Consider the following 23,226-nt stretch of genomic DNA (forward strand, 5'->3'; position numbering starts at 1 on the left):
AGTGTGCCCAGCGCTGTGCGCGATGACTCGCACGCCTTCGGGTGGGATCCGTACGCTGCGCGTATGAAGCGACTCGCATGCGCCCTGCTGAGTCTCGGCTTGCTCGCAGCCGCGTGCAGCAGCACCGATGACGCCTCGCCCAACACGGTGACCGACGCAATAGTCCAGGCACCGGCCACCGCAGCCGCGGCTCCAACCAGTGCTGCCGCGCCGGCGACCGCCGCGGCGCCGGCTCCCACCACGCGGGCCCCGGCACCGGCGACAACGGCCGCGCCCCCAGATGAGGCCGACGTCGCCGCTGAGGCGGATGGGGCGCCCGTGGACCCACTCAGCGCAGCCGTGTTGGGCTGGATCGAAGAGACCGGCGCACCCGGAGTCGTGCTTGGCGTCACCCAACGAGGCGCCGAGCCGGTCACCTTCGCCTGGGGCGTCAGCGATCTCGCGAGCGGCGCGCCAATGACCGTCGACCACTACGTCCGCATCGGGTCGGTGACCAAGTCGGTCACGGCGGCGGTTGTTCTGCAGCTCGTCGCCGAAGGACTGGTCGAGCTAGACGCGCCGGTCGCGCGCTACCTGGGCGATGACTGGGCACCGGGATACGAGCACGCTGCGGCGGTGACCGTGCGGGACCTGCTCGGGCACACCTCAGGCTTCGTGGAGTTCGCCGTCGACCCGAGGTTCTTCCAACTTGCGGCGTCGCGGCTGGATGTGCCGACAACGCCCGAGGAGATCCTGGAGTTCGCTGCGGCCTACGGACCAGTGGCCGAGTTGGGCACCGAACGCCACTACAACACCACCGGCTACGTCGCTGCGGGCTTGCTCATCGAAGCCGTCACCGGCACCACCGCAGCAGATGAGATCCGAACTCGGGTGTTCGATCGGCTTGGTCTGTCGCACACTTATCTGACGCCCAGCGAGTTCCCGCCTGAGCCGACCGCGAACGGGTACGTCGGCGGCACATTCGCCTACGTGCTGGGCCCGATCCTGGGGCTGACCACTGCCAACCAGATCGAACACAGCGGCGCCATCTACGTCGACATCGGCACGATGCCCCAAGAGCTCGCCCGTTCCGCCGGGTGGACCGGCGGGGGCATCGAAGCACGCATCGGCGACGTGGCGCTGCTGATCCGAGGGCTGTTCGCAGGCGACATCCTCAATGCGAGCCAAGTCGCCCTCATGACGACTGGCCATCCGGATCCCGCCGACAACGACGGCTTGGGCATCAGCACCGACGAAGTCATGGGCCTGACGGTGCACTCTCACGGGGGCGGCGTTCCGGGTTTCCGCACCATCGCTGCGTACGTGCCCGCGTTTGACCTTGGCATCGCCATCACCGCCAACCTGCTCGGCATTGACGGCGAAAACGACGTGGACGAGCTGCTCGTCACACTGGCCCCGATCCTGGCGACCATGGGCTGACCGGCGCTCGGGTGACTCGAAGCCGGCGGCGATGAAGCCCGAATCGCCCCGTTGCCCGCGGCACTGCAAGCTTCGGCGCTGCTCAGCCCCATACGGCTTCGTAGAGGCGCAGCCAATTGAGGCCCAGGATCGCCTTTGTCTGCTCCGCTGAGTAGCCGCGGCGCAGCAGTCCACGAGTCAGATTTGGCAGAGTTCGCGGGGTCTCGATGCCCTCCGGGTACCGATGCGGCGGCGCAGGGTAGTCAGAACCCGCCCATCTTCCTGCCGCCTTCTCGCGCTCATAGTTGCTCAGCGCTTGCGCATCATCTGCGACCAAGTGCTGGCCGAGGTAATAGTCAATGCCCAGCCCGACGTGGTCGATTCCGGCGACGGACACAAAGTGATCGACGTGGCGTGCCCAGTATGAGCGCAGTCGACGATGACCTGTGCCTCGTTGCAGCGTTTCACCAGTTCCCGACCGAACGGCTTGAGGCCGCCGTCGGGCACCTGTGCACCGAAACCGGCTGCGTCTTCTACGTTGTAGCAGAGCTGCATGATGCCGACGCCGAGCTGGCTGAAGGCGTCGATGTGCCGAAGCTCGGACTCAATGGGATCGGTGCCTTGGAAGTGGAAGACCACCCCTGTGCGATTCGCCTGCTTGGCGGCGCGCACCTCGGCAGCGTTGCTGACCAGCGTGAGATCCTGCCGGTCCCGCATGAATTCGAGCCAATACGCGATCAATCCGAACGACTGCATCGCCGTTCCAGTGGCACCCACCGTCGGCGTCACGATGTTCACCCCACCTTCGATGTACCAATCGACATAGTGGGGCCTGACCAACAGGGGACATGTGCCGTCGACCACCAACGCTGCGTCATGCAACGCTGCGGCATCGTTGAGCCCACCTTCGTCACTTGAGTCCATGGCATCCTCGTCCCCGAAGAAATGACCATACGGCAGACAGTGGGCTCGGATGCTCAGGTCGCCAACCTCGATGTCGCTCGTCACGCTGGCCCAGATCCTGGCCACGATGGGTTGACCGGCCGGCCAGCGAATCTGGGTAATCGGCCATACTTGCCCCGTCGGGACTGGCCTTCGTGGCCGGAAATGGGGGCAGCGGTGAGCCAATTGTTGGCAGGCATCCGGGTAGTAGAACTGGCGACAGGAATCTCGGGTCCGTACCTGGGCAAGCTTTTTGCCGACCACGGCGCCGACGTCATCAAGGTGGAGCCGTCCGGTGGTGATCCGGCGCGGCGCCACGGTCCGTGGGGCGCTTCGGGGACGCCGTCAGGGGCCGACAGCCTGGAGCGCTCGCCGCTCTTCCTGCACCTGAACACCAACAAGCGCAGCGTCATCGCCGACCTCGGCACGCCGTCGCCGAGCGCCGACGACGTCGATTTCGTTCGGACGCTCGTGGCGGAATCCGACATTGTGATCGAGTCGTTTGCACCTGGACATCTCGATGGCATCGGGCTCGGCTACAAGACGATGTGCCGATTGCGCCCTGGCATCGTGCTGACCTCGATCACGCCGTTCGGCCAGACGGGTCCGTACGTGGAGGCCGGCTATCAGGGCAGCGACATCGTCACCTACGCCATGGGCGGGCCGATGTGGGGCACCGGCATCGACGAGCGCGAGCCGGTGAAGCTGAGCGGTGATGTGACCTCGTATCAGGTCGGCAATCTGGCAGCAGTGCCAACGCTGGCTGCGTACCTCATCAGCCGACGCAGCGGACGGCCTGCACATGTGGACGTGTCAGCCTTCGAGGCACAAGCGGGCACAATCGACCGGCGCAGTTCGTACCTCATCTACCAGGCGTACACCGGTGCCGATGTGGCACGCGAGCCCCGTCAGCCTCAGCGGGCGTCGCCCGTCGGCTTCTACCCCGTGACGGATGGCTGGGCGCTCGTGTTCACCCTCCCCACGTGGGCACCCCGGATGGTGCAGACGCTGGCTGCGGCCGGACTGGGGCTGGGCGATGGCGAGCAAGGCAGTTCGCTGGCGGAACGATTCGCGAATCCCGGCTGGGTCTTCGATCCCGACCTGCCCGACATGGTCGAGACCGCCTTGTATCCGTGGCTGTTCAGCCATTCCAAGGCGAGCGTGGCGGCGGCGGCGCAAGTCCACAAGTGGGCGGTGACGCCGCTGAACGCGCCAGTCGATGTACTCGACGACGAGCATTTCGTCTCCCGCGGTGCGTTCGTCGAAGTCGAGCACGCTGTTGCTGGGACCGTCACCCAGCTCACAGCACCGTTCCGTATGCACGAAGGTTCGGATTCGCTTTCGGATGGCTCGCCCGATGTACCAACCGCGGCACCGTTGCTCGGCGAGCACGACGCTGAAGTACGTGCCCGCGTCACTGAAGGCCCCGCTGACGGTGCTCCTGCACGCTCGGATCACCCTGATGGTCTGGTCCGTCGCGAGCCACCCGGCCTTCCGCTCGACGGCATCCGAGTTCTGGACCTCACGGTGGTGTGGGCAGGCCCCGGCTGCACGATGTACCTGTCCGACCTCGGCGCGGAGGTGATCCGGGTCGACAACCCGTTCGTCTTCCCGACCGCCACGCGGGGCCTGATGGCGCGTCCGCCTGCCGAGATTGTGCAGGAACTGGGGCCGCTGTCCGGCTACCCCGACAACGATCCGGGACCGCGGCCGTGGAACCGTCAGAACATGTTCAGCTCACACGGCCGGGGCAAGCTGAGCTGCACGCTGGACCCGCGCACCGAGTTGGGCTGCGAGACGTTGCGGCGGCTGCTGGATCACGTCGACGTGATCGTGGAGAACAACTCCATCGGCGTGCTGGCGAAGCTGGGCATGGACTGGGAGACGGTCCACGCAGCAAACCCGCGGACGATCATGGCGCGGATGCCGCCCATGGGCCTCGACGGTCCGTCGGCCGATTGGCTGGGATTCGGCGCCAATTTCGAGGCGATGTGCGGGCTGACCGGGCTGCGCGGCTACGCCGACGACGACCCCACGAGCCTGACGTCGGTTTTCCACATGGATCCCGCCAGCGCTGCAACGGCTGCTTTCGCTGTGCTGGCAGTGCTGGCCCGACGGGACGGCGCCGACAAGGAAGGCGGAACAGGCGTCGGCGAACTCATCGAGTTCTCCCAATCGGAAAACGTGATGCAGCACATCGGCGAGTACTTCATCGACGCTGCGGCCAACGGAACCCGTCATCAGCCGCTCGGCAACCGGTCCGTCGCACGTGCACCCCAGGGTTGCTACCGCTGCGCTGTGGACCCCGCCCGTCCGGACCAGGACGATGAGTGGGCAGTCATCGCATGCGAGAACGACGCCGACTGGCAGGCGCTCGCCGATCTGCTCGACCGGCACCGACCGGACGGCGCACTGGCGCTTGGAGACGATGAGCGGTTCGCGACACTCGATGGCCGCATCGCGCACCACGACGAGATCGACGATCGCATCAGCGCCTGGACGCAGCAGCTCACCTCTGCTGAGGTATTTCGTCAGTGCCAGCAGGCGGGGGTGCCGGCTGGGCCGGTGCTGCGAGAGTCGCAATTGCGGGCCGATCCGCAGATGGCGGACCGCTGCTGGTTCCGCCAGAACGGTTCGGTCGAGCAGGGCTGGCACAGCTTTCCGGGGCGGCAGTGGGGCTGGGACGGCCCTGAGATGCCGTGGAGGCCGATCGGCATCCTGGGCGACGCCAACGAGTACGTCTTCCGGCACATCCTGAGCCTCGACGACGCCGAGTGGCAGGCGCTCTGCGACGAAGGCCACATCAGCCGCGACTACCTGCAGCCCGACGGCACCCCGCTGTAGCGCAGCGCCAACATTTGTGCCCCGCTTACCCCAGCCAGCCATGGAGGTTGCTTGTCAGACGAGTTGGCGTGCAGTCGGCAGAGCTTTCACTGTCTCGCCGATCTCCTGGCCGGCAACCGCCAGATCGAACTGCGTTTGCAGGTTCATCCAAAACTGAGACTCCACGCCGAACCAGTGCCCAAGGCGCAATGCGGTGTCCCCGGTGATCGACCTCTTGCCAGCGATGATCTGAGACACGCGATTGGGCGGCACGGAAATCTGGCGAGCGAACTCAGTGGGCGTGATCCCAAACTCCTCCAACTCGCTCTTGAGCACCTCTCCTGGGTGAACGACTCGTCGCAACATCTCCGAACCTCCCTTTTTCTAGTGAGAGTCCACGATCTCGACATCGCCGGGCCCCTGCCCTTCCGCCCAAACGAAGCAGACCCGCCACCGCCGGTTGACCCGGATGGAGTGCCGACCCCTTCTGTCGCCCTTGAGGGCTTCGAGTCGGTTGCTCGGCAACGCTCTCAGAGTTTCCAGCGAGGGTGCCGCATTCAGAATCGCCAGCCTCTTCGCTGCCTGCTGTTCGAATCCCTGAAACGCTGGAACAAACACCCCATTGGCAAACATCTCAGTCCTCTTGTCCTTGTAGCCGAGGATCACTGTTCCGCATCCTGCCAGTATTGACGGCGTACGTCAATCGTACACCTCGCGAACGGCGCCGGAGCGAAAGTCGGCCTTGAGGTGCGCTTTCCGATTCGTCAGACGCTGTGGTCGACCACCATGACCAGCGACCGATGCTGAGCTGGACAGCCAGGGACGCGAGTCGCACGCCACGGGTAGATTGCGCCCATGGCAACTGACACGGGCACTGACGCGGCCAACGACATCGAGTTCTGGGTGGACCCCATCTGACCTTGGTGCTGGGTGACGGCCAGGTGGGTCGTCGACGAAGTCGCCTCCAAGCGCAACCTGAACGTGAAATGGCAGCCGATCAGCCTGCTCTTCAAGAACAATCCGCCCACTGACAGTCCGTACTACGACGCGGTCGTGGGCACCCACGGGCATCTGCGGGTGATGGAGTCGATCCGCGCCGCGGAGGGCGACGACGCCGTGTTCGGCGTCTACTGGGATTTTGCGAGCCGCATCCACCACGACGGTGACCGCGATTTCGACATCGCGAAGGCGCTCGAAGAGCTGGGGTTCGATCCGGAGCACGCGAAGGCCGCGACGGACGAGTCGTGGGACGCCGAAATCCGCTCACGCATGGACGAAGGGTTGGCGCTCGTCGGCACCGATGTCGGCACGCCGATCATCGCTCTGGACCGCAGCGACGGCGAGCGCGTCGGCATCTTCGGCCCGGTGATCACGCGGGCGCCCAAGGGCGAAGACGCCCTGAAGCTGTGGGACGGCATGATCGCCATGATGGACGTGGACGGCTTCTGGGAGCTGAAGAAGACGCGCACCGAGCGCCCCGAATTCGGCGACCGTCCGGTCACCGTCCCACCGGTCGGCTGAGCGCGCGGCGGCGCACCCGCGCACCGCGGTAACACAGCAACAACCAACGGAGTAGCGCGATGGCTGGCACCATCCTTGACGATCTCAAGATCATCGACACCGACAGCCACTGGTCCGAGCCCTACGACCTGTGGACGTCGCGGGCGCCCGCGAAGTATCGCGACCGCGTCCCACGGATGACCGAGCGCGACGGCAAGCGCCGCTGGTGGTTCGACGACTCGATCCCGATCGGCCTGCCGATCGCTTCGTCAGTCGTCGGTCCCGACGGCGAGAAGGTCACCGGAACGGTGTTCTTCGACTTCGACAACGACATGGTTCACCGCGCCAGCTACGACGCCGAAGCCCGGGTTGCGATGCTTGATGAACTCGGCATCGAAGCGCAGATCATGTACCCCAACGTCGCCGGTTTCGGGAACCAGAACTTCCTGAAGTCGCCCGACGATGCGCTGCGCATCATCTCGGTCGAGATCTACAACGACGCATTGGCTGAGTTCCAAGAGGCCAGCGGCCAGCGAGTGTTCGGCATGGCGCTGCTACCGTGGTGGGATCTTGACGCTTCGGTGCGCGAGATCGAGCGCTGTCACGCAAACGGCTTGCGGGGCATCGTGACGTGCTCCAATCCCGAAGAGGCCGGCCTGCCTGATATGGCATTGCCGCACTGGGATCCCGTGTGGCAGGTGTGCTCGGACCTGGCGATGCCGGTGAATTTCCACATCGGGTCGTCGAAGGGCAACCTCGACTACTACGGCAAAGCACCGTGGCCGTCGTTCGGGCCCGAACGCCGCCTGGCGGTCGGCTCGGCGAATCTCTTCATGGGCAACGCTCGGGTCGTGGGCAACATGATCTACTCCGGCGTACCAGAGCGGTTCCCCAATGTGAAGTTCGTCTCGGTCGAGAGCGGCGTTGGCTGGCTGCCGTTCTTCCTCGAAGTGCTCGATCACCAGATGGCTGAGACGGCCCCGAACGAGCTGTCGGAGTTGTCGATGCTGCCCTCGGAGTACTTCCGGCGGCAGTTCTACGGCTGCTTCTGGTTCGAGCGGTCGACCGTGAAGCCGACGGTGGACTACCTCGGCGCACAGTCGTTGATGTTCGAGACCGACTTCCCACACCCGACGTGCCTGTACCCACGAGACGACCACGACTTGGCCAGAGCCCTCGAGGGCATCCCCCTCGACGACGTCGAGCGCATCATGTCTGCCAACGCGGCCGAGCTGTACCGCATCGACATCTGACGCACTTCAGCTACGAATGCAACTGACTCGATGAACCGCCGGTGTCTTGGTCCAGGCTCAGGCGTTCCTTGCGAGGATGATGCAGTGCCTAGCGATGGGAGGCATCCTTCCGAGACGCAGCGCTCGGGCGCGTACGGTTCGAGGCCAACTCCGGAGCCGGGCAAGTAGGTCGCTGACCCGTGTCTCCCAACGACTCGGTTGATGACCCCTACGCCGTGCTGGGCGTGACCGCGGCGGCATCGCCTGATGAACTCCGCCGCGCCTACCGGCAGCGCATGCGTTCCGTGCATCCCGATACCAAGAACGGGGACGAGGAAGCTGCCAAACAGGTCAACGCCGCTTACACGCTGCTTTCGGACCCGGCCCGGCGCCGCATCTATGACCGGACGCGCAGCGCGCAAGCCGCTGAGCGCTCTGGCGCACCAGCAATGTGAGGTGTGTCTGAGTCTTCCGCGGAGATCGGCTGAGAAATGAACCAAGTCATGCTGTGTTCTCGGGGTTGTTGGTGGTGGTCCGGCGGTTGTGGTCGAGCCGTCGTGTGCGGGCTCGTTGGAGGCCTTGCCGGCGGGCCTCGCGGATCGGTTCTCCTCGTTGGTGGTGTTCGTCGTCGGGGGTGACGTAGCCGAGCGCTTCGTGCAGCCGGACTTCGTTGTAGTCGATCCGGATGCGTGCCAGCTCTGTGTCGAGCAACGCCGGGTCGGTGATCTCGTCGAGGTGGGGCCATTCGTGCTTGATGTGCCCGAAGAAACTCTCGATCCAGGCTTGGTCGGTGGGGGTGTGGGGTCGGCCGTGGTGTTGGGCGATGGCCATCATCGCCATGTAGGCGCGGGTGTCGTGGCTGGTCATGGCCGGGCCGTTGTCGGACACGGCGAGCAGGATCGGCCGGTCGGGGTCGTCGATGTCGAGATCGAGGCGGTCGTCGGTGAGCAGCTCGTCGAGATCTTGGGCTAGCAGCGCCTGGTCGAAGATGACGCGCACTTGGGTGGAGGTCTCCTCGGTCGAGACCAGGGTGGTGATCCAGTAGCGGGAGACCATGTCGACGATGGCGAACACGCAGCGCCGGGCCCGCCCGAAGTGGGTGACGTCCCAGATCCAGATCCTGTTCGGTTCCCAGACCAGCCAGTGGGGCCACGGCGTCTTGGGCCGCCGTGGTGTCGGCGGCTGTTCGGGCAGCACAAGCCCGTGGGCAGCCAGAACGCGCCGAAACGTCGAGGGGGCCACCCACACCCGGCCCACATAGGAACCGCGGTGGGCGAGCTTGCGGTGCGACCGGTCGACCGGTCCCCACTCTTCAGCGACAGCGAGGACCTCCGCGACTTCGTCGGCCAGCACCGCATGCACCGGCGCGCCGCCCGGGGCGAGGTCGCTGAGCGTGCCCAGCTCGCGTCGGCGGGCCCGCCAGCGGTGCACCCGGTCGTCGGAGACCTGCCACACACCGGTGGCCCATGTGTGCCAGAACCCGGCGGCAACGGCGTCGTCGACGGTGTTGAGGACCAGCTCTTTGGCCTCGGCGGGGACTCTCGCCGGGACCGGTCCGTTCAGTCCCAGCCGGATTTTCCCCGGACAATGGCCAACTCGATCGCTTGGACCTTGATCGCCTCGGTGAGCTGACCGATCTCTGCCCGGGCCGCTTCGAGCTCCCAGTTCCGTTCGGTGGCCGGGCGACCCGGTTTGCGGGCCAGCGCAGCCAGCGCCGCGTCCTTCACCGTCCGGCGGATGGAGATGATCGTCGACACATCGACCCCCCACTTCCGGGCGGCGTCGGCCTGGGTGATCTCTCCGCCCGCGACCTGCAAGTAGATCTCCCACTTCGTCTCCGCGGACAGCTTCTTCGGTCGACGCCGACCCTCGCTGACAGTCATCTGATGCTCCTTCACGCGTCAGCGAGAACACGATCAGACTTGGTTCATTCCTCGGTGGACCCTCCGCGGCAAAGTCAGACGCACAACAAATGTGCCTAGGAGACTGCTGAGTAAGTCGGTTGGTGTGTCGGTGTCTTGGGCTTGGTTGGGCTGTGGTCGTGGGTTGGGGCGCGGCGGGGTTCGGTTGTGGGCTGCGGGTTCGGCTTGTCGGTGGGGGTTGGGTCAGGTGATGGCCCAGGTGGTGCCGTTGTGGTGGAGTCCGAGGCTGGTGAGGCGTTGGAGGTTGACTGCTGCGGCGCGCAGCCGCAGCCAGTGCCGGTTGTTGGCGGTGCCGAGGTAGGGGCATCTTCGGTTGCGGCGCACGATCCACGCGATGGTTCTTTCGGCCATGGGCCGCACGGTGCGGTATTGGTGCTGGAACCGGTCGGTGCGGGCTTGGACGCGTGCTGCTTTGAGCAGTTCGTGGTGGGGGTGGATCTTGATGACGCGTCCGTTCTCGGCGGTGGTGCAGCGGTCGCGTTGGGGGCATCGGGCGCAGTGTCGGCCGAAGCGGGCGTTGCCTTTGGGGGTGATGTGCACGGTGTGGCCTTCGGGGCAGGCCACGGTGCCGGAGAACTCGCCTGTGTCGGCGTCGATGCTGTAGTCGATGTCGAAGTCGTCGATGCTGTAGCCGCCCTCGACGGCGACGCTCAGCGGCGGCGGCTTGATCACCGCGTCCATGGCGCGCTCGACGAGATCGGCGCGAAGCTGCCCGGTGCCATAAGCGCTGTCGGCGAGCACCGTGGTGCCGGCGGGCTCGCCGTCGAGCAGCCCCATCGCTGCGTCCGCGTCGCCGGCGTCGCCGCCGGTGAGATCAGCAGCGGTGACCAGCCCGGTGTCGGGCTCGGCCGCGATGTGGGCCTTGTAGCCGTCGCGGTAGCTGTGAGAGGTCTTGTGGGTGTGACGCGACTCGGGATCCACCACGCTGATCACCCGGCCCTTCGCGGTGCCGCGGGCGATCCGCCACCGTCCCGGCCCCCCGGCGGGCTCCACGTCTTGGCCCGCGACCAGCCCCAACAGGCCCACCGCGTCGGCCTGAGCAGCGTCGAGATCGAGATCCGCCGCAGCCGCAGCCAGTTCCACAGCGTCGTCGACCAGCTCGGACACCAGCCGCTCGGCGTCGGCGGGATCGCACCAGTCCACCACCGGCGCGGCCGGGCCCAGATTGCGTTCGCGCACCGGCACCTCGCCCAGTTCGGGAACCAGCCTGCGGACCCGCCGGATCTGGTTCGTCACCATCGTCACGGTGTCCTGACGGGCCACAGCGTCGTCGAGCACCGTGGAATCGAGCACCCGCCGAGCGCTGCCAGCCACAGCGCCCGTCACAGCGATCAGCTCGCGCACCGCGTCGAACACCCGATCCGGGCGGCCGCTCGCGCGCAGCTTGTTGCGCCACAGAGTCAAAACCGTGGGATGGAACGCCGCCTCGGTCAGCGCCAGCCCTGCCGCGGCCTTCCACCCCACATCGGTCTGCAACCGCCGACACGCCTCACGGTCCGACAGGCCCTCGAGAGCCTGCAGCACCATCACCGCAGCGATCACCTCGCCCGGCACCGACGGACGGCCCCGACCCGACCCGAACAGATCCTCGAACAACTCGTCACCGAACAGCCGGCCACGATGCTCGGCCAACAGCGCATACACCGACCCCGGCGGCACAAGATGCCCGCACACCGCCGCCGCGTCCAACAACACCCGATCCTGAACCGCTGAGCCCTGCACCCCGACATTGTCCCGCGCGCCCCCACCCCGCACGCGGAAATCGCGCCCAATAAATCAGCAGTCTCCTAGTTTGCGGCATCGACTTGTCGCTGGTGGACTCCGTCGAGGACCATCTGCAGCAGCATCGGCGAGAGCGCCGCCATCACTGTCAAATCTGCGGTCGGTGGCCGACAACAGAAGTTGCCTTCGAGTCCAATGCTGGCTTTCTGTTACGCCGTGTCCGCTATAGCTTCGCCGGTCGCGTCTGCAAGCACTGCGCCATTGGGGTGTTCCGGGAGTTCCAAGCCCGCAATGTCGCGTTTGGCTGGTGGAGTCTCATCGGGTGGTTCGCAACATGGTTCTACCTGGTCGGCAATCTGATTCAACACCGACGACTTCGAGCTCTGAAGACCCCGGAGCCGAGCGACCCGGTCATCGAGCGAATGCTCAAGGGCCGTCCAGTGTTGCTGCGGCCGAGCGTAATCATCGTCTGGCTGCTCGTGACCGGGTTCATCATCGTCTCCAACATTGCCGACTCGGATGCAAACAGCCCTCGCTCTGAAGTTGGCAGTTCGGGGCGCTCCGCGACGCAGACAGTGTTCGGTTGGAACACCTCCAGCTGCGTCACAATGAGCGCGGATGTGTGGCGTGCAGAACCGGTGCTCTGCTCGTCGAGTCGAGCGGAAGGCCAGATTCTGGCGATCGTCGAGGATGCCACCGAGTGTCCTGAACCCGCAGGACCATGGGTCGAAATAGATGTGAACCAGTTCGCATGCATTGACATGCGGCTCGACAGCGACACAGGATCCGGCGCTCAGCTATCGGTTTCGTCTGAGTGGGAAGCGGATAGTTGCGTTGCAATCCACCCTGAACGGCAGCACGCCGTGCTGGTTCCGTGTTCCTCAGGGCTTGCTGTCGGCACCATCGTGGCCATGGTCCCCGACGCCTCGGACTGCGCATTCCGTGCCGATCACGTTGTCGAGGCCGTCGGCAACCGGATTGCATGTATCGACGAATGGGATTACCGCGCCCATGAATGGCGTGTCGGGGCCTGCGTCTCGACTGAAGACGGCTTGTCTGAACTAGTCGACTGTGCGTCGGGACGCGCCACCTCCAAAGTTCTCGCGATCATCGACGACACAGTCGAATGCCCTGAGAATTCCGAACCAGTGTTCCTCTTCAATGAAGTGCATCTCAAGAATGAACGTGACCCCCTCACTGTTTGCCTCAGCAGTATCGAATGATGTCATTAGCATCCAACGTCGAGAACCGGCTCTTCGCTTCGAAGCTGGGATGGGCGTAGGTTGAGATTCCGCAGATAGGGTGAGCGCCTTGCCGACTCTTGAAACTCCTTGCAGCCGGATACTCCCCAACGCTACCGACCAGCACCGCAGTCAAATGCTCTTGATGACTGCACCGGTGGCCCGTTCTCCGTTGGCACACCGAAACCAAGTGGTTACGGGCAGCCTCGGCAGCCTTCCACTATGGTGTCCCTGAAATCGGTTGGATCGTAATCAGTCAGACTTGAGTCAACTCTTGCGTTCCGAAGGCCGGCGCCACTCAAGTCGGCAAATCGAAAATCAGAACCCACAACCCATGCTCTACGAAGGTCGGCTTCGCGCAGGCTTGCCGTGCCCAAGTCCGCTCCCAATAGGCGGGCATTGGACAGGACGGCGCCATCGAGCACGGCACCTCGCAAGTCAGCTTCGTCTAGTCGCGATACCGCGCCAAGACTTTCTCGCACCACTCATCCATCTGACTGCTCGCCCAGTTGCCTTCGAGGCTCCACCCGCGTTCGCAACTATCCCTCCACCGCGTAGAGACGGTAAGCGGGCGGCCCATCTGAAGAAACTCGTCCAAGCTGACTACGAGACGGTCATATTCCAATCTCGAAAGGGGAAGCCCGTACCCGTCGTCGAAACAGAGTCGTTCTGCCCGCACCTCCCCCAACATCTTGCCGTCACCCGTGAACAAGCGGCCCATTCCGCGCGCGATGTCGCCGAACGGGCGGTCATCGGAGCCGTTGTGCCTCAAGAACGGGGTACTCGTTAGAAGTTCGTCGAGGATCAATAGATGCTTGATATTCAGCGCGAAGTCGTCGAGCGCATGGCTGCAGTCAATGTATTGGATCAAGTGCTCATTCACTTGGCTGATGCGTGCGGCCTGGCGCGCGATGTGTTCGTCGATGAGCGACTCGATATCCACGGCGGCTTCCGTGGACGTGGTCGCCGCTTGCTTGGCCAGCGCAGCCTCGATGCGTTCGTCGATGAGCGCCTCGATATCCTCGTCGCTGTCAGCGGAGCAACCTGCCAGCAGGGTGAACGCCGCAACGGTGGCGCGACGAGTCGGACTCCGACGGTGCCCCTCACGCGGATGACGGTAGCGGTCGTGTCACTGTGACGCCGGGCGACGCGCTCCGCTCGTACCGCCACGCCACCGTAGGGTGGGCACTCGAGGACCCCGACCCGTTAGGACGAGACATGGCGCCGAACGGAATCATGAGATGGGAGGCCAGCCTGATACGCCGCGAGGCGATCGATGGCCGCGAGCACATCTCGAACGACAGCGCGGAGGTCAGCAGTAACTCCCCGATGGGGGCCATCCAGTCAGCGCTTCATAAGTGGCCCGAATTCAAGATGACTGCCGCGCCAGTGTTTGATTCCCACACGGATTCGGCGTCGGCGTTAGTCACGCTCGCCGAGGGAAGTCAGGAGGTTGTCGGTTGGCTCAGGGTGAAGCCGCTGTGAGCAACGAAGGGTACGAAAGGCTGACGAACCTCTTGGCGGGGTACTTCGTGCTCGCCAGGTTGTGGGTACCCCGTCGGGCTTTTCATCAAGTCTTACACCGCAAAGCCCACGGCTTCACCAACTACGCCGACCATGAAGCCCGCGGCATCCTCATAGCATGAACCCTGCCGAGCCTAGCAGCCCGAATCCCAACAGAGGACGGAGACTCAATCAGTCACCGACGTATACACTCAGGTCACTCGCAGACCACCTAAACGGCGTGTCGCCCGTGGCCTCGACACACGCTCGTCTACACACTGAATCAAGGCTCCAGATGTCAAGTATTGGAAACGAGATCGGCCGACGCCGAATCACCCGGCTCTGTCACTTTACTCGATTGAAGCTGTTGGGCCGAATCATCAGTGACCATGAGATTCTCTCCAACCAAGAGCTTATGAACCGAGGGCAAACAGTCTGCCGGAACGACTACTATCGACATGACGGCCACTTGGATTACCTCTCGTGTTCCGTCCAGTATCCCAACCTGTTCGTTCTCGACAAATTCCGGCAACGAAGAGACTCCGACGACTCATGGGTAGTGGTGCTGCTCGACCCGAATCTTCTTGAATCATCGTCGACTCGCTTTTCCCCAGTCAACGCGGCAACCGATAAAGGGCTCTTCTCATCGAAGCTGGGACTTGGGTGATGTGAGGGTCCACCGTTGAGGGAGGGGCCTCGCCGATTCTTGTGACTCGTTGAACAGTCCAAGACTCGGGAGGCCCCTGGTGGTTGAAGCTAGTTCTGTGGTGTTGCTGGGCGCGGATTGCGTGGAGATCACGCGGGTTCGTGTCGATGGCGGCGAGACCGTGCTGTGGGTGCAGACCCCCGACGCGCAGAGAGTTTTGTGTGGGGCGTGCGGTGTGCGGGCGCGTTCGAAGGGCCGTCGGGAGGTGCGGCTGCGCGACGCGCCGGGTCGCGATGGCGGGGTGTGCGAGGTGCGGTGGCGCAAGCGCATCTGGTGGTGCCCGAACGCGGGGTGCGAGACGCGCACGTGGACTGAGGAGTGCGAGCTGGCCGCGCCGCGGCGGGTCCTGACTTGCCGGGCTGAGCAGTGGGCCGCCGCTCGCCTGGAAGCGGTGGAAGGCAGTGTGGCGTCGACGGCTCGCCGGCTGGGGGTGGCGTGGGCCACGGTGTGGTCCGCGGTCGCTGCTTGGGCATGCCAGGTCGTCGGCGATCCCGGTCGGGTGGGGCCGGTGGCTCGGCTGGGGCTCGACGAGACCGTGATGCGCTCAGCGTCGCGGCTGGCGCGTCGCCGCTATGTGTCCGCCGCTGTCGATGCGGCCACCGGGCAGGTCATCGACATCTTCGACGGCCGCAACGCCGCTGACCTGCACAGATGGCTCGAACAGCAGCCCGCCGGGTGGCTAGCGGCCATCGAGGTCGTGTGCTGTGACCCCCACGAGGGCTACCGCAGCGGCATCACACGCGCACGCCGCGACACGCACCTGAGCGACAGCGTGAAGATCGCAGCCGACGCGTTCGGGATCGTGCGCCTCGCGAACCAGGCGCTCGACGGCGCCCGCCGACGCGTCCACAACGAGACCACCGGGCACCGAGGCCGCAAACGCGACCCGCTCTACCATGCTCGCAAGCTGCTGCTCACCGGCGCCGAACGGCTCGACGCCGCCGGGTGGGACAAGATGCTCGCAGCGCTCGACGCAGCCGACCCCACCGACGAGATCCGCGAGTGCTGGGTCGCCAAAGAACACGTCCGCGACATCTTCCGCGCCGACGATCCCCTCGACGCGCAACAGCATCTCAACGAAGCGATCGCCTGGTGCGAGCACCCCAGCGCCCCGCCCGAGCTCGCCACCCTGGCCCGCACGCTGCGCCGCTGGCACACCGAGATCGCAACCGCCGTGCGCACCCGCACCAGCAACGCACGAACCGAAGCAGCCAACGCCCGCATCAAAGACGTCAAACGCTCAGCACGCGGCTTCCGCAACCTCCGCAACTACCGGCTCCGCATACTGCTCGCCGCCGGCCGCCAACCATGCCAAACTCAACCCGTCACTCCAATCCGAACCCGACGTCCCAGCTTGGTTGCGTAGAGCCCGATAAAGGGATCCATGTCTCCGATGGATTTGAAGGCTTCGATGCGATGTTTCGGCCATGCCCTCCTTCAAAATACGGAATCAAGCGCCCGTCAAGTCACCTCAAGAGCTGCCCCACAGATCTCCAGGCCGAAGTGCTCATCCAACGGTCTGTCTCTGCCAACAGCATCATTGGTTTGGTCTGCGAAACTGACAGTAATCTTCGACAGGTGAAGCAACTCCTTTTGAACTGGAAAGGAACGCCACCCGTGTGTTCCACTCGGCCACATTTCTTTGAGCAGTCGTATGTCCGCGATCTCGTCCGAAGCGGTCACGACATTCGCATCGCAGTACGGGAAGACTAGCACACAAATGGCTTCAAGACCAGTTTTTGTACCGTCTGTTAACGGCGGACTCGTCATCGAACACGCGGTTGAGTTCCAGTGGTTCCCAGGATTCGCAGTTGCCCAGAAACAGCGAAGTGTCGCCTCACTCCACCGAAGCGCTACAGAGCAATTAGGGCTTGACAAGGTGCTTGAAGTGTCGACTAAGTCAATGGACCCCTTCGGAACGAGGCTAAGCGCATTCAACCTTTCGGTTAGGATTGATGCAGAGCCTTCACCAGTGTTGCTAGAGGCCGCATACCAGGGTTCAAAAGTCTTCGAATCCCAAGATCCTTTGACGCATCTATACCGATGGAATGATGGACGTGAAGTGAAACGATTCATGCGCGCGTATTCCAAAGACCGTTTAGTGCGGTTTGAATTCTGTGGATATAGTTGGCCGTTGGAGCCTCGGACAGCATTCTACGATTGGCTCTACCTCAACAGCCTCCGCGAACTCACCGACCAAGATGATGACGTCAATCGAGTGCTGCATCACTTCGACGCTTTCACTGATATCGAATTCAATCCCGATAAGTCATTCAATTGTCAAGCGAGATCGTGTGCATTGTATGTGGCGCTTGAGAAGAGCGGAGATCTCGCGCTCGCTCTTACTAACCCCGACACATTCATTGAGTTGCTGACGACGCACGGGTATGGAGTCGAACCAAGCCAGAATCGACTCCTCTAGACAGGTCGACTTACCCCACTGCCACTGTTCTCAATCGTCCATCAGGATTTCCTCTTACGAGAAACCTCGGCTGTCAATATGGACCTTCACGATTGACGCTGTCGGCTCACGCGGAGACGACGGCGAGTCCTTCGCGTTCGGCTGCTTCGGTGAGGCGTTGGTCCAGGCTCACGAACTGCAACGGAGCACCGAGTTGGTCTTGAACATGCAATGCGGCGCCGAGCTGGGCGGCGTCGGCAGCGCGAAGCGGATGCCGTGCCAGCACCGAGGTCGCACGCGACCGCACGGCCAGCACCTCGACCACTTCGTGCCATGTAGCGCTGAACCCGTCCAAGCGGCTCATGATGGCGCGGCGCTGCTCCCGCGAGAGATCGCCCTCACGCGTTCGCCGCTCCACGGCGCTTGCGATCTCGACACGCGTCCATGCCCACGTTGCGATGACACTGTCCTCGCCCAGCCACGACCGCACCACCTCAGACGTCGCTTCGCCAAACAAGAGCGGCACCAGCGCCGAGGTGTCCCAGTACCTCACACACGATCCTCTCTTTCGGCGGCCAACGCTTCGGTGAGGCTGGTCGGGACCTGCAAGGGAGGCTCGTCGAGCATGTCCGCGGCATCTCCGTGTCCCGCCCGCAGCACACCCGAGGTGATCAAACGGCTCAGGTGCTCGTCCTCGGGCTCAGCGGGCGGCACGAGCCTTGCGACCGGCGTGCCGCGATCAGTCACCTGTATCTCGCCGCCTCGTCGCACTTCGCGCAGATAGCGCGACAGATTCGCCTTCAACTCCGAAACGGACACTGCGCCAGCACTCATATGACCACACTAGTCAGCGCAATACAACCTGAAAGGTCAGCAACGGCTCTAAGGAGACGCATGCCGCGTGGCGAGACGGCGGGAGCGCAACCGGCCGTGAGTGTCATGCAAGCGCGTGATCTGTCGGTGCGGCGGGGATGGCATCCATGCTGTCGCGGACGTCGGCTGCTGTCGACGCTGCGCTCGTTCGTGCGTGCCACAGGCGGCGACCTCCACCTGATCGCCACCTATCCCGACGCAGAACCCGTGCGGCGGATGTCTTTCATCATCAGGAGCAGATGCAGGGGGTCAGTTGGGGACGGCTCGAACTCCGGGATCAGATGCAGGTAGAAGGCTCGGGCGTCGTCGGATTCGGTGTGAATCAGCAGGCCCCGGCAGCCGATAGTCCGTCCCGCAGCCGACGCTCGCCTCATGACGTCTGCCAAGAGTCCTGCCCCCAGCCCCTGCCCTTCGTGGCTGGTCGACACTCCGAGCCGCGCGAGCAATGCGACCGGCTGCGGACACTTGCCGGCACCGGCGCGCAGCCTGTCGGGCGCGTCGCTGGGGGAAATGCTCGCCATGCACCAGGCGTAGTAAGCGACCACCTCGACGCGGTCGGCGGGCGTGACCACGAACACCCGTGTCGTGCCGGTCGCATGGGCCTGGCGGCCAAGACGTCGAAGCCAGCGCGTCTGCGCAGCGGATCGGCAGGCGAAGCCCGAAACGTCGTCCGCAGATTCCAGCAGGCGAGGCGACCGGTACCCGGTCGTCACTCTTCGACGAACGGCGACGGGCGGGACATGAGCGACCGCAAGCCGACGAGCTCGCGGGCAGGCCGCCGGTTCAGCTCGTCCCACGCACGACGACCGTCGTCATCGAGCGCAAATTCAGTCCGGTCCACCAGCGCATCATGAGCCGCGATGCAAAGGCTGCTCAACACGAAATCGCTCAGCAGCACACCCGTGGCGGCCACCGCCTCGTCGATGAGCCGACGCTCGTCGGGCGTCATGCGCACCTCGAGGCGTGCGCTCCGCACCCGGTTCACTGTGTCTGCCATGGCGCCCGCTCCCGTCCCGCTCCACCGTGCTCGACAGTGTACGGCCATCATCCGGCCACACTGAGGACGACGATACCGCCACTGATCGGGCCAGTGGCTTGATTCTCGTGGCAACGCTGACGTGAGCACGCTCACGGTGCTGCCCGACGGCGACAACTTGCGTCTCATCGGTCTTGGTTCAGGTCGCCCAGGATCGTTTCGAGGCCTTGCGCCCAGGCGAGGAGACTGACCACATCGACCCAGTCACCCCGCTCGAAGTAGAACCAGCCGCACGAAAAACGCGCCAGCCGACGGGACCGCAGGCCATCGATGCCGCATATCTCGCCAATCCGCGGCGAGCCCGCGCCGGGCATGCATTCGATGTCTCGCAACGCTTCGATCGCTGCATCGAAGAAGCGTCGACCGAGGCCATCGCCGCCCTCCGACCTGTAGCACTCGCTTCGCTCGACCAAATCAGCCTCGGCGAGCGGGCGCAGGCGGATGCCTGTCACACGGCTCGGCCGAGCGCCCGCGCACGCAATTCGTCGACGACCTCGGACGTCAACGGGCGACCCTCGCCCGACTCGAGCCCGTCAGCGATCAGCATGCGGAAGCGACGTGCTTCCTCAGCCTGCTGATCGCGCCGGATGAGGTCACGCAGGTACTCGCTGGTGTTGCCGTACTCTCCACCCCGCACGCGCTCATCGATGTAGCTCCGCATCGAGGGGGGAAGCGCAAAGCTCATGGTGTTCCGGCTCACCTCGCCAGTCTGCCGGTGTTAACAACAGTTGTCAACATACTGTCGCGGACGTCGACGACCCGCAATCCGGAGACCGCGCTCACGTCTCGAATTGCCTGCTGGATGGCATCCCAGCGAGTCGGGGCTTCGCGGTCGAACTCGACGGTGCGGTGGCCGATGCTGGCGTCGGTGCAGCCCGCCTCGTAGAGCGTTTCGAGACTGTCATTGTCAAGCAGGTCAAGCCCCTCGGTGACCAGCACGAAGTGATGGACCGGGCTGCGTTCCGTCGAATACCGCTGAGTCATGGCCCCTCGCCGATTCGCCGGCACCGCCGTGCGCCATCGCACTCTACGCGCCTCGTTGCCACCGCTTCGAGGCGTGCCGGGCGGCCGACGAACTGGCGATCCACCACGTCCGGACCGTGGAACACCGCTTCCTCAAGGCGTACTCGCACTGCCCGCGCCCGCCGCCGCAAGTATGTGCCGGCTCAGGGGCCGAGGGTGGTGATGGGGACGACCGCTACTCCGTCGGGACGGTCGTAGGCATAGCCGAACGCCGTCAGCACCACCAGCTTCGTCGGCTGCCCGACGATGGAGGTGTCCACTCGATCACGCAGTTTGAGGAGATTGCCTGCCGCCTCGTCGATGGCGGCCGTCCCGCCGAGCTTGACTTCGGCTGCGAGCCACTCTCCCGCACCGTTCTCGACGATGGCGTCCACCTCCAGCCCTGTGTTGTCCCGATAGTGCAGAACTTCGCCGTCGTGCACCGATGCGTAAACCCGCAGGTCGCGCACGACGAGAGACTCAAAGAGCAACCCGAAGAAACCGAGATCGGCGAGCAGCCGTTCCGGCCCAGCGCGCAGAGCCGCCACGGCCAACGACGGGTCGACGAAGTGCCGCTTGGGGGCCGAGCGCAGCCGCGACCGCGACCGCAGCCGCACCGACCATGCCGGCTGGTCCTCGACGACGAAAATGCGCTCAAGATCGTCTAGGTAGCCCCGCACGGTGTTCGTGTCCAACGGATTCTCGCCGCCCGCGTCGGCTGCCAGCGTTGCCATCGACACCTCGGAGGCCACATTGCGCGCGAGCGACCGGAGCAATTGCCGAAATCGGGCCGGGTCGCGCCGTCGGCCGCCGCCGTTGGCAATCTCAACCCGTCTCGTCTCGTCGAGATGATCACGAACGAACCTCAGCGCCTCCGTCAGTTCGGCACCGAGCATTCCGGGCCAGCCTCCACGGCAGACCGCGTCGACGATGTGATCCAGCGTCAGGCCCACAGACGATCCCACCGCGTCCTCGGCGCGCAGCAGCCCGCCCAACGACACCTCCCCTGTGGACAGCCCGGTCTCGAACAGCGACATTGGCCGCATGTGGATACGCGACACCCGGCCTGCGCCGGTGTGTCGCGAGACATCGTCGGCGGGCACGGCGGAACCGGTGAGTATGAACCTGCCCGGCCGGCCGCCGTCGTCGCTCGCCCGTCGAAGATGGTTCCAGATCTCGGGAGCGACCTGCCATTCGTCGAACAGGCGGGGCTCAGGGCCTTCGATCAGGCGCTTGGGCTCGACGCGTGCGAGTTCGACTGCAACGGGGTCGGTGTCGAACAGCACCTCGCTCGCGGCTTGTTGGCGTGCAGAGGCCGTCTTGCCGCACGCGCGCACGCCCTCCACGACCACGCAAGGCGCCGAACGGAGCCGTTGTGCCAGCAGAGCGTCCACAATCCGCGGCTGGTACCCGGTGGCACCTGCAGCGGCTTCGGTATCAGGCATGCTGCCTCCCCTGCTGAACGGCCCTTCCAAGCAACCAGTCGATCCGTCTCGGCATTCCCCCACCTATCCAATTCAGTGATTTGCAACGATTATGTTCAGTGATTTGCAAATATACCACCCAGCTATTCGCAACACACCCAAGCCATGAATTGCAACATTCATGATCCAAGAACTGCAATCCTGGGCGCTTCGACGGGGACGAGGTGTGCCGGCGTTCCAGACGGGACCCTCTTCGTTCGGCGTCGCCTCGACCGTCACGCTGGGGTGGTGCTGGGCTAGAACTGCGCAATGAAGTTCGGGATCTTCTACGAGTTGTCGGTGCCGCGGCCGTTCAGCCGGGCCAACGAGTGGCTGACGTACCACAACGCGCTCGAACAGTGCCGGGTGGCCGACGAGCTGGGGTTCGACCACGTCTGGGCGGTAGAGCACCACTTCTTGGAGGAGTACTCGCACTGTCCCGCTCCCGAGGTCTTCCTGACGGCGGTTGCCGCGCAGACCCAGCGCATCCGGGTGGGCCACGGCGCGGTGGTGTGCGTGCCCGAGATGAACAACCCGATCCGGGTCGCCGAGCGGGCCGCCGCGCTCGACATCATCTCCAACGGACGCTTGGAGCTGGGCACGGCCCGGTCGAGCACATGGACCGAGCTCGGCGGATTCTGCGCCGACCCCGACGACACCAAGAAGACGTGGGACGAGTTCGTGCGGGTAATCCCCCAGATGTGGACCAGCGACGACTTCGGCTGGGAGGGTGCCCGCTTCGAGATGCCGGCACGCAATGTCATCCCCAAGCCGTTCCAGGAGCCGCACCCGCCGATGTGGGTGACGGTCACCACGCCAGGCACGGAACTGGACGCTGCCGAGCGGGGACTTGGCTGCCTGGGCGTGAGCGCCGCCCCGTTCGCCGAGCAGGAACGGCGCACTGCCGAGTACCACCGCCGGATTGCCAACTGCGATCCGGTCGGCAGCTTCGTGAACGACCAGGTCCACACGCTCAACTTCCTGTACTGCCACCGTGGGCACCCACGGGCATCTGCGGGTGATGGAGTCGATCCGCGCCGCGGAGGGCGACGATGCCGTGTTCGGCGTGTACTGGGATTTTGCGAGCCGCATCCACCACGACGGCGACCGCGATTTCGACATTGCGAAGGCACTTGAAGAGCTCGGTATCGATCCCGAGCACGCCAAGGCGGCAACCGACGAGTCATGGGACGCCGAGATCCGTACGCGCATGGACGAAGGCTTGGCGCTTGTCGGCACCGATGTGGGCACGCCGATCATCGCCCTCGACCGCAGCGACGGCGAGCGAGTCGGGATCTTCGGCCCGGTGATCACGCGGGCGCCCCAGGGCAAAGAAGCCCTGAAGCTGTGGGATGGCATGATCGCCATGATGGATGTGGACGGCTTCTGGGAGCTGAAGAAGACCCGCACCGAGCGCCCCGAGTTCGGCGAGCGTCCGGTGACCGTCGCGCCGGTCGGCTGA

At 64.7% G+C, this 23,226-nt stretch carries 30 protein-coding genes; 13 read left to right on the forward strand and 17 right to left on the reverse strand.

The window, feature by feature from the left end:
- The first annotated feature begins 63 nt into the window (after positions 1-63).
- Positions 64-1,419 (forward strand): serine hydrolase domain-containing protein, encoded by a 1,356-nt coding sequence (locus ACQY5K_RS08275; RefSeq protein WP_428121885.1) that lies wholly within the window; start codon positions 64-66, stop codon positions 1,417-1,419.
- A gap of 82 nt (positions 1,420-1,501) precedes the next feature.
- Here the strand turns inward: ACQY5K_RS08275 and ACQY5K_RS08280 are convergent, their stop codons facing one another.
- Together ACQY5K_RS08280 and ACQY5K_RS08285 are read right to left on the reverse strand one after the other, a co-directional pair.
- On the reverse strand, positions 1,502-1,795 hold the full coding sequence (locus ACQY5K_RS08280; RefSeq protein WP_428121887.1) for a membrane dipeptidase: 294 nt from the start codon (positions 1,793-1,795) through the stop codon (positions 1,502-1,504).
- On the reverse strand, positions 1,708-2,406 hold the full coding sequence (locus ACQY5K_RS08285; RefSeq protein ID WP_428121889.1) for a membrane dipeptidase: 699 nt from the start codon (positions 2,404-2,406) through the stop codon (positions 1,708-1,710). Before ACQY5K_RS08285 ends, ACQY5K_RS08280 begins: the two co-directional genes overlap by 88 nt.
- 111 nt (positions 2,407-2,517) lie before the next feature.
- On the opposite strand from ACQY5K_RS08285, the gene ACQY5K_RS08290 reads away from it, so the two are divergent.
- Positions 2,518-5,184 (forward strand): CaiB/BaiF CoA transferase family protein, encoded by a 2,667-nt coding sequence (locus ACQY5K_RS08290; protein WP_428121891.1) that lies wholly within the window; start codon positions 2,518-2,520, stop codon positions 5,182-5,184.
- A gap of 54 nt (positions 5,185-5,238) precedes the next feature.
- Here the strand turns inward: ACQY5K_RS08290 and ACQY5K_RS08295 are convergent, their stop codons facing one another.
- Positions 5,239-5,529 carry a HigA family addiction module antitoxin gene (locus ACQY5K_RS08295; protein ID WP_428121893.1) on the reverse strand — a complete coding sequence of 97 codons (291 nt, stop codon included), beginning with the start codon at positions 5,527-5,529 and terminating at the stop codon, positions 5,239-5,241.
- An 18-nt stretch (positions 5,530-5,547) separates the two neighbouring features.
- On the reverse strand, positions 5,548-5,829 hold the full coding sequence (locus ACQY5K_RS08300; protein ID WP_428121895.1) for a type II toxin-antitoxin system RelE/ParE family toxin: 282 nt from the start codon (positions 5,827-5,829) through the stop codon (positions 5,548-5,550).
- A 264-nt stretch (positions 5,830-6,093) separates the two neighbouring features.
- Between ACQY5K_RS08300 and ACQY5K_RS08305 the strand changes: the two genes are divergently transcribed.
- The 3 genes from ACQY5K_RS08305 to ACQY5K_RS08315 all read left to right on the forward strand — a co-directional run bounded on the left by ACQY5K_RS08305 (position 6,094) and on the right by ACQY5K_RS08315 (position 8,350).
- Complete coding sequence (locus ACQY5K_RS08305) at positions 6,094-6,684, forward strand: disulfide bond formation protein DsbA (RefSeq protein ID WP_428121898.1); 591 nt, start codon at positions 6,094-6,096, stop codon at positions 6,682-6,684.
- 59 nt (positions 6,685-6,743) lie between these two features.
- A complete protein-coding gene (locus tag ACQY5K_RS08310) occupies positions 6,744-7,916 on the forward strand; it encodes an amidohydrolase family protein (protein WP_428121900.1) in 1,173 nt (390 codons plus the stop codon).
- 179 nt (positions 7,917-8,095) lie between these two features.
- Positions 8,096-8,350 (forward strand): J domain-containing protein, encoded by a 255-nt coding sequence (locus ACQY5K_RS08315; protein ID WP_428121902.1) that lies wholly within the window; start codon positions 8,096-8,098, stop codon positions 8,348-8,350.
- A 46-nt stretch (positions 8,351-8,396) separates the two neighbouring features.
- Here ACQY5K_RS08315 and ACQY5K_RS08320 read toward each other — a convergent pair whose 3' ends face one another.
- From ACQY5K_RS08320 to ACQY5K_RS08330, 3 genes are all read right to left on the reverse strand, one after another.
- Positions 8,397-9,350: a transposase gene (locus ACQY5K_RS08320; protein ID WP_428114710.1), complete on the reverse strand. Its 954-nt coding sequence runs from the start codon at positions 9,348-9,350 to the stop codon at positions 8,397-8,399.
- Positions 9,351-9,454: 104 nt separating this feature from the next.
- Entirely contained in the window at positions 9,455-9,778 is a 324-nt protein-coding gene (locus tag ACQY5K_RS08325; protein WP_428114711.1) for a hypothetical protein, read from the reverse strand.
- Positions 9,779-10,000: 222 nt separating this feature from the next.
- Entirely contained in the window at positions 10,001-11,539 is a 1,539-nt protein-coding gene (locus ACQY5K_RS08330; protein ID WP_428116415.1) for an IS1182 family transposase, read from the reverse strand.
- 608 nt (positions 11,540-12,147) lie between these two features.
- Between ACQY5K_RS08330 and ACQY5K_RS08335 the strand changes: the two genes are divergently transcribed.
- Positions 12,148-12,762 (forward strand): hypothetical protein, encoded by a 615-nt coding sequence (locus ACQY5K_RS08335; protein WP_428121905.1) that lies wholly within the window; start codon positions 12,148-12,150, stop codon positions 12,760-12,762.
- 212 nt (positions 12,763-12,974) lie between these two features.
- Here the strand turns inward: ACQY5K_RS08335 and ACQY5K_RS08340 are convergent, their stop codons facing one another.
- The gene (locus tag ACQY5K_RS08340; RefSeq protein WP_428121907.1) at positions 12,975-13,265 is read right to left on the reverse strand and encodes a pentapeptide repeat-containing protein; all 291 of its coding nucleotides are present in this window, start codon (positions 13,263-13,265) and stop codon (positions 12,975-12,977) included.
- Positions 13,229-13,723, reverse strand: a complete 495-nt coding sequence (locus ACQY5K_RS08345) for a hypothetical protein (RefSeq protein ID WP_428122874.1) — start codon at positions 13,721-13,723, stop codon at positions 13,229-13,231. Before ACQY5K_RS08345 ends, ACQY5K_RS08340 begins: the two co-directional genes overlap by 37 nt.
- Positions 13,724-13,998: 275 nt before the next feature.
- On the opposite strand from ACQY5K_RS08345, the gene ACQY5K_RS08350 reads away from it, so the two are divergent.
- The 5 genes from ACQY5K_RS08350 to ACQY5K_RS08370 all read left to right on the forward strand — a co-directional run bounded on the left by ACQY5K_RS08350 (position 13,999) and on the right by ACQY5K_RS08370 (position 17,411).
- A complete protein-coding gene (locus ACQY5K_RS08350) occupies positions 13,999-14,265 on the forward strand; it encodes a hypothetical protein (RefSeq protein WP_428121910.1) in 267 nt (88 codons plus the stop codon).
- On the forward strand, positions 14,262-14,426 hold the full coding sequence (locus tag ACQY5K_RS08355) for a hypothetical protein (RefSeq protein ID WP_428121912.1): 165 nt from the start codon (positions 14,262-14,264) through the stop codon (positions 14,424-14,426). Before ACQY5K_RS08350 ends, ACQY5K_RS08355 begins: the two co-directional genes overlap by 4 nt.
- A gap of 621 nt (positions 14,427-15,047) precedes the next feature.
- Positions 15,048-16,355: an ISL3 family transposase gene (locus ACQY5K_RS08360; protein ID WP_428121915.1), complete on the forward strand. Its 1,308-nt coding sequence runs from the start codon at positions 15,048-15,050 to the stop codon at positions 16,353-16,355.
- A 50-nt stretch (positions 16,356-16,405) separates the two neighbouring features.
- Positions 16,406-16,702, forward strand: a complete 297-nt coding sequence (locus tag ACQY5K_RS08365) for a DarT ssDNA thymidine ADP-ribosyltransferase family protein (RefSeq protein WP_428122616.1) — start codon at positions 16,406-16,408, stop codon at positions 16,700-16,702.
- Positions 16,703-16,709: 7 nt separating this feature from the next.
- Positions 16,710-17,411: a DarT1-associated NADAR antitoxin family protein gene (locus tag ACQY5K_RS08370; RefSeq protein WP_428121917.1), complete on the forward strand. Its 702-nt coding sequence runs from the start codon at positions 16,710-16,712 to the stop codon at positions 17,409-17,411.
- A gap of 106 nt (positions 17,412-17,517) precedes the next feature.
- Here the strand turns inward: ACQY5K_RS08370 and ACQY5K_RS08375 are convergent, their stop codons facing one another.
- The 8 genes from ACQY5K_RS08375 to ACQY5K_RS08410 form a co-directional block, all read right to left on the reverse strand.
- Complete coding sequence (locus ACQY5K_RS08375) at positions 17,518-17,943, reverse strand: type II toxin-antitoxin system VapC family toxin (RefSeq protein ID WP_428121920.1); 426 nt, start codon at positions 17,941-17,943, stop codon at positions 17,518-17,520.
- Entirely contained in the window at positions 17,940-18,224 is a 285-nt protein-coding gene (locus ACQY5K_RS08380; RefSeq protein WP_419551978.1) for a type II toxin-antitoxin system Phd/YefM family antitoxin, read from the reverse strand. The genes ACQY5K_RS08375 and ACQY5K_RS08380 overlap by 4 nt, the downstream gene beginning before the upstream one ends.
- Positions 18,225-18,451: 227 nt before the next feature.
- Positions 18,452-18,976 carry a GNAT family N-acetyltransferase gene (locus ACQY5K_RS08385; protein ID WP_428121923.1) on the reverse strand — a complete coding sequence of 175 codons (525 nt, stop codon included), beginning with the start codon at positions 18,974-18,976 and terminating at the stop codon, positions 18,452-18,454.
- The gene (locus tag ACQY5K_RS08390; RefSeq protein WP_428121925.1) at positions 18,973-19,260 is read right to left on the reverse strand and encodes a DUF1778 domain-containing protein; all 288 of its coding nucleotides are present in this window, start codon (positions 19,258-19,260) and stop codon (positions 18,973-18,975) included. The genes ACQY5K_RS08385 and ACQY5K_RS08390 overlap by 4 nt, the downstream gene beginning before the upstream one ends.
- A gap of 164 nt (positions 19,261-19,424) precedes the next feature.
- Positions 19,425-19,751: a type II toxin-antitoxin system RelE/ParE family toxin gene (locus ACQY5K_RS08395; RefSeq protein WP_428121927.1), complete on the reverse strand. Its 327-nt coding sequence runs from the start codon at positions 19,749-19,751 to the stop codon at positions 19,425-19,427.
- A complete protein-coding gene (locus ACQY5K_RS08400) occupies positions 19,748-19,999 on the reverse strand; it encodes a type II toxin-antitoxin system ParD family antitoxin (protein ID WP_419551974.1) in 252 nt (83 codons plus the stop codon). The genes ACQY5K_RS08395 and ACQY5K_RS08400 overlap by 4 nt, the downstream gene beginning before the upstream one ends.
- Entirely contained in the window at positions 19,996-20,238 is a 243-nt protein-coding gene (locus ACQY5K_RS08405; RefSeq protein WP_428121930.1) for a hypothetical protein, read from the reverse strand. The genes ACQY5K_RS08400 and ACQY5K_RS08405 overlap by 4 nt, the downstream gene beginning before the upstream one ends.
- A gap of 227 nt (positions 20,239-20,465) precedes the next feature.
- Positions 20,466-21,746, reverse strand: a complete 1,281-nt coding sequence (locus ACQY5K_RS08410; RefSeq protein WP_420442877.1) for an ATP-binding protein — start codon at positions 21,744-21,746, stop codon at positions 20,466-20,468.
- A gap of 288 nt (positions 21,747-22,034) precedes the next feature.
- Here ACQY5K_RS08410 and ACQY5K_RS08415 point away from each other — a divergent pair, with 288 nt between their 5' ends.
- Together ACQY5K_RS08415 and ACQY5K_RS08420 are read left to right on the forward strand one after the other, a co-directional pair.
- On the forward strand, positions 22,035-22,901 hold the full coding sequence (locus ACQY5K_RS08415) for an LLM class flavin-dependent oxidoreductase (protein WP_428121932.1): 867 nt from the start codon (positions 22,035-22,037) through the stop codon (positions 22,899-22,901).
- Positions 22,786-23,226 (forward strand): hypothetical protein, encoded by a 441-nt coding sequence (locus tag ACQY5K_RS08420; protein WP_428121934.1) that lies wholly within the window; start codon positions 22,786-22,788, stop codon positions 23,224-23,226. The genes ACQY5K_RS08415 and ACQY5K_RS08420 overlap by 116 nt, the downstream gene beginning before the upstream one ends.

Origin of the sequence: Candidatus Poriferisodalis sp. (genome assembly GCF_965262965.1) — a bacterium.
In the GTDB taxonomy this organism is placed as follows: Bacteria; Actinomycetota; Acidimicrobiia; order Acidimicrobiales; family Poriferisodalaceae; genus Poriferisodalis.

Coding starts and splice junctions, on each gene's coding strand:
- ACQY5K_RS08310 (WP_428121900.1), top strand. CDS start 6,744: ATGGCTGGCACCATCCTTGACGATCTCAAGATCATCGACACCGACAGC.
- ACQY5K_RS08380 (WP_419551978.1), bottom strand. CDS start 18,224: ATGAGTGCTGGCGCAGTGTCCGTTTCGGAGTTGAAGGCGAATCTGTCG.
- ACQY5K_RS08415 (WP_428121932.1), top strand. CDS start 22,035: ATGAAGTTCGGGATCTTCTACGAGTTGTCGGTGCCGCGGCCGTTCAGC.
- ACQY5K_RS08295 (WP_428121893.1), bottom strand. CDS start 5,529: ATGTTGCGACGAGTCGTTCACCCAGGAGAGGTGCTCAAGAGCGAGTTG.
- ACQY5K_RS08350 (WP_428121910.1), top strand. CDS start 13,999: ATGGCGCCGAACGGAATCATGAGATGGGAGGCCAGCCTGATACGCCGC.
- ACQY5K_RS08365 (WP_428122616.1), top strand. CDS start 16,406: ATGTTTCGGCCATGCCCTCCTTCAAAATACGGAATCAAGCGCCCGTCA.
- ACQY5K_RS08335 (WP_428121905.1), top strand. CDS start 12,148: ATGAGCGCGGATGTGTGGCGTGCAGAACCGGTGCTCTGCTCGTCGAGT.
- ACQY5K_RS08325 (WP_428114711.1), bottom strand. CDS start 9,778: ATGACTGTCAGCGAGGGTCGGCGTCGACCGAAGAAGCTGTCCGCGGAG.
- ACQY5K_RS08390 (WP_428121925.1), bottom strand. CDS start 19,260: ATGGCAGACACAGTGAACCGGGTGCGGAGCGCACGCCTCGAGGTGCGC.
- ACQY5K_RS08420 (WP_428121934.1), top strand. CDS start 22,786: ATGGAGTCGATCCGCGCCGCGGAGGGCGACGATGCCGTGTTCGGCGTG.
- ACQY5K_RS08275 (WP_428121885.1), top strand. CDS start 64: ATGAAGCGACTCGCATGCGCCCTGCTGAGTCTCGGCTTGCTCGCAGCC.
- ACQY5K_RS08410 (WP_420442877.1), bottom strand. CDS start 21,746: ATGCCTGATACCGAAGCCGCTGCAGGTGCCACCGGGTACCAGCCGCGG.
- ACQY5K_RS08370 (WP_428121917.1), top strand. CDS start 16,710: ATGGCTTCAAGACCAGTTTTTGTACCGTCTGTTAACGGCGGACTCGTC.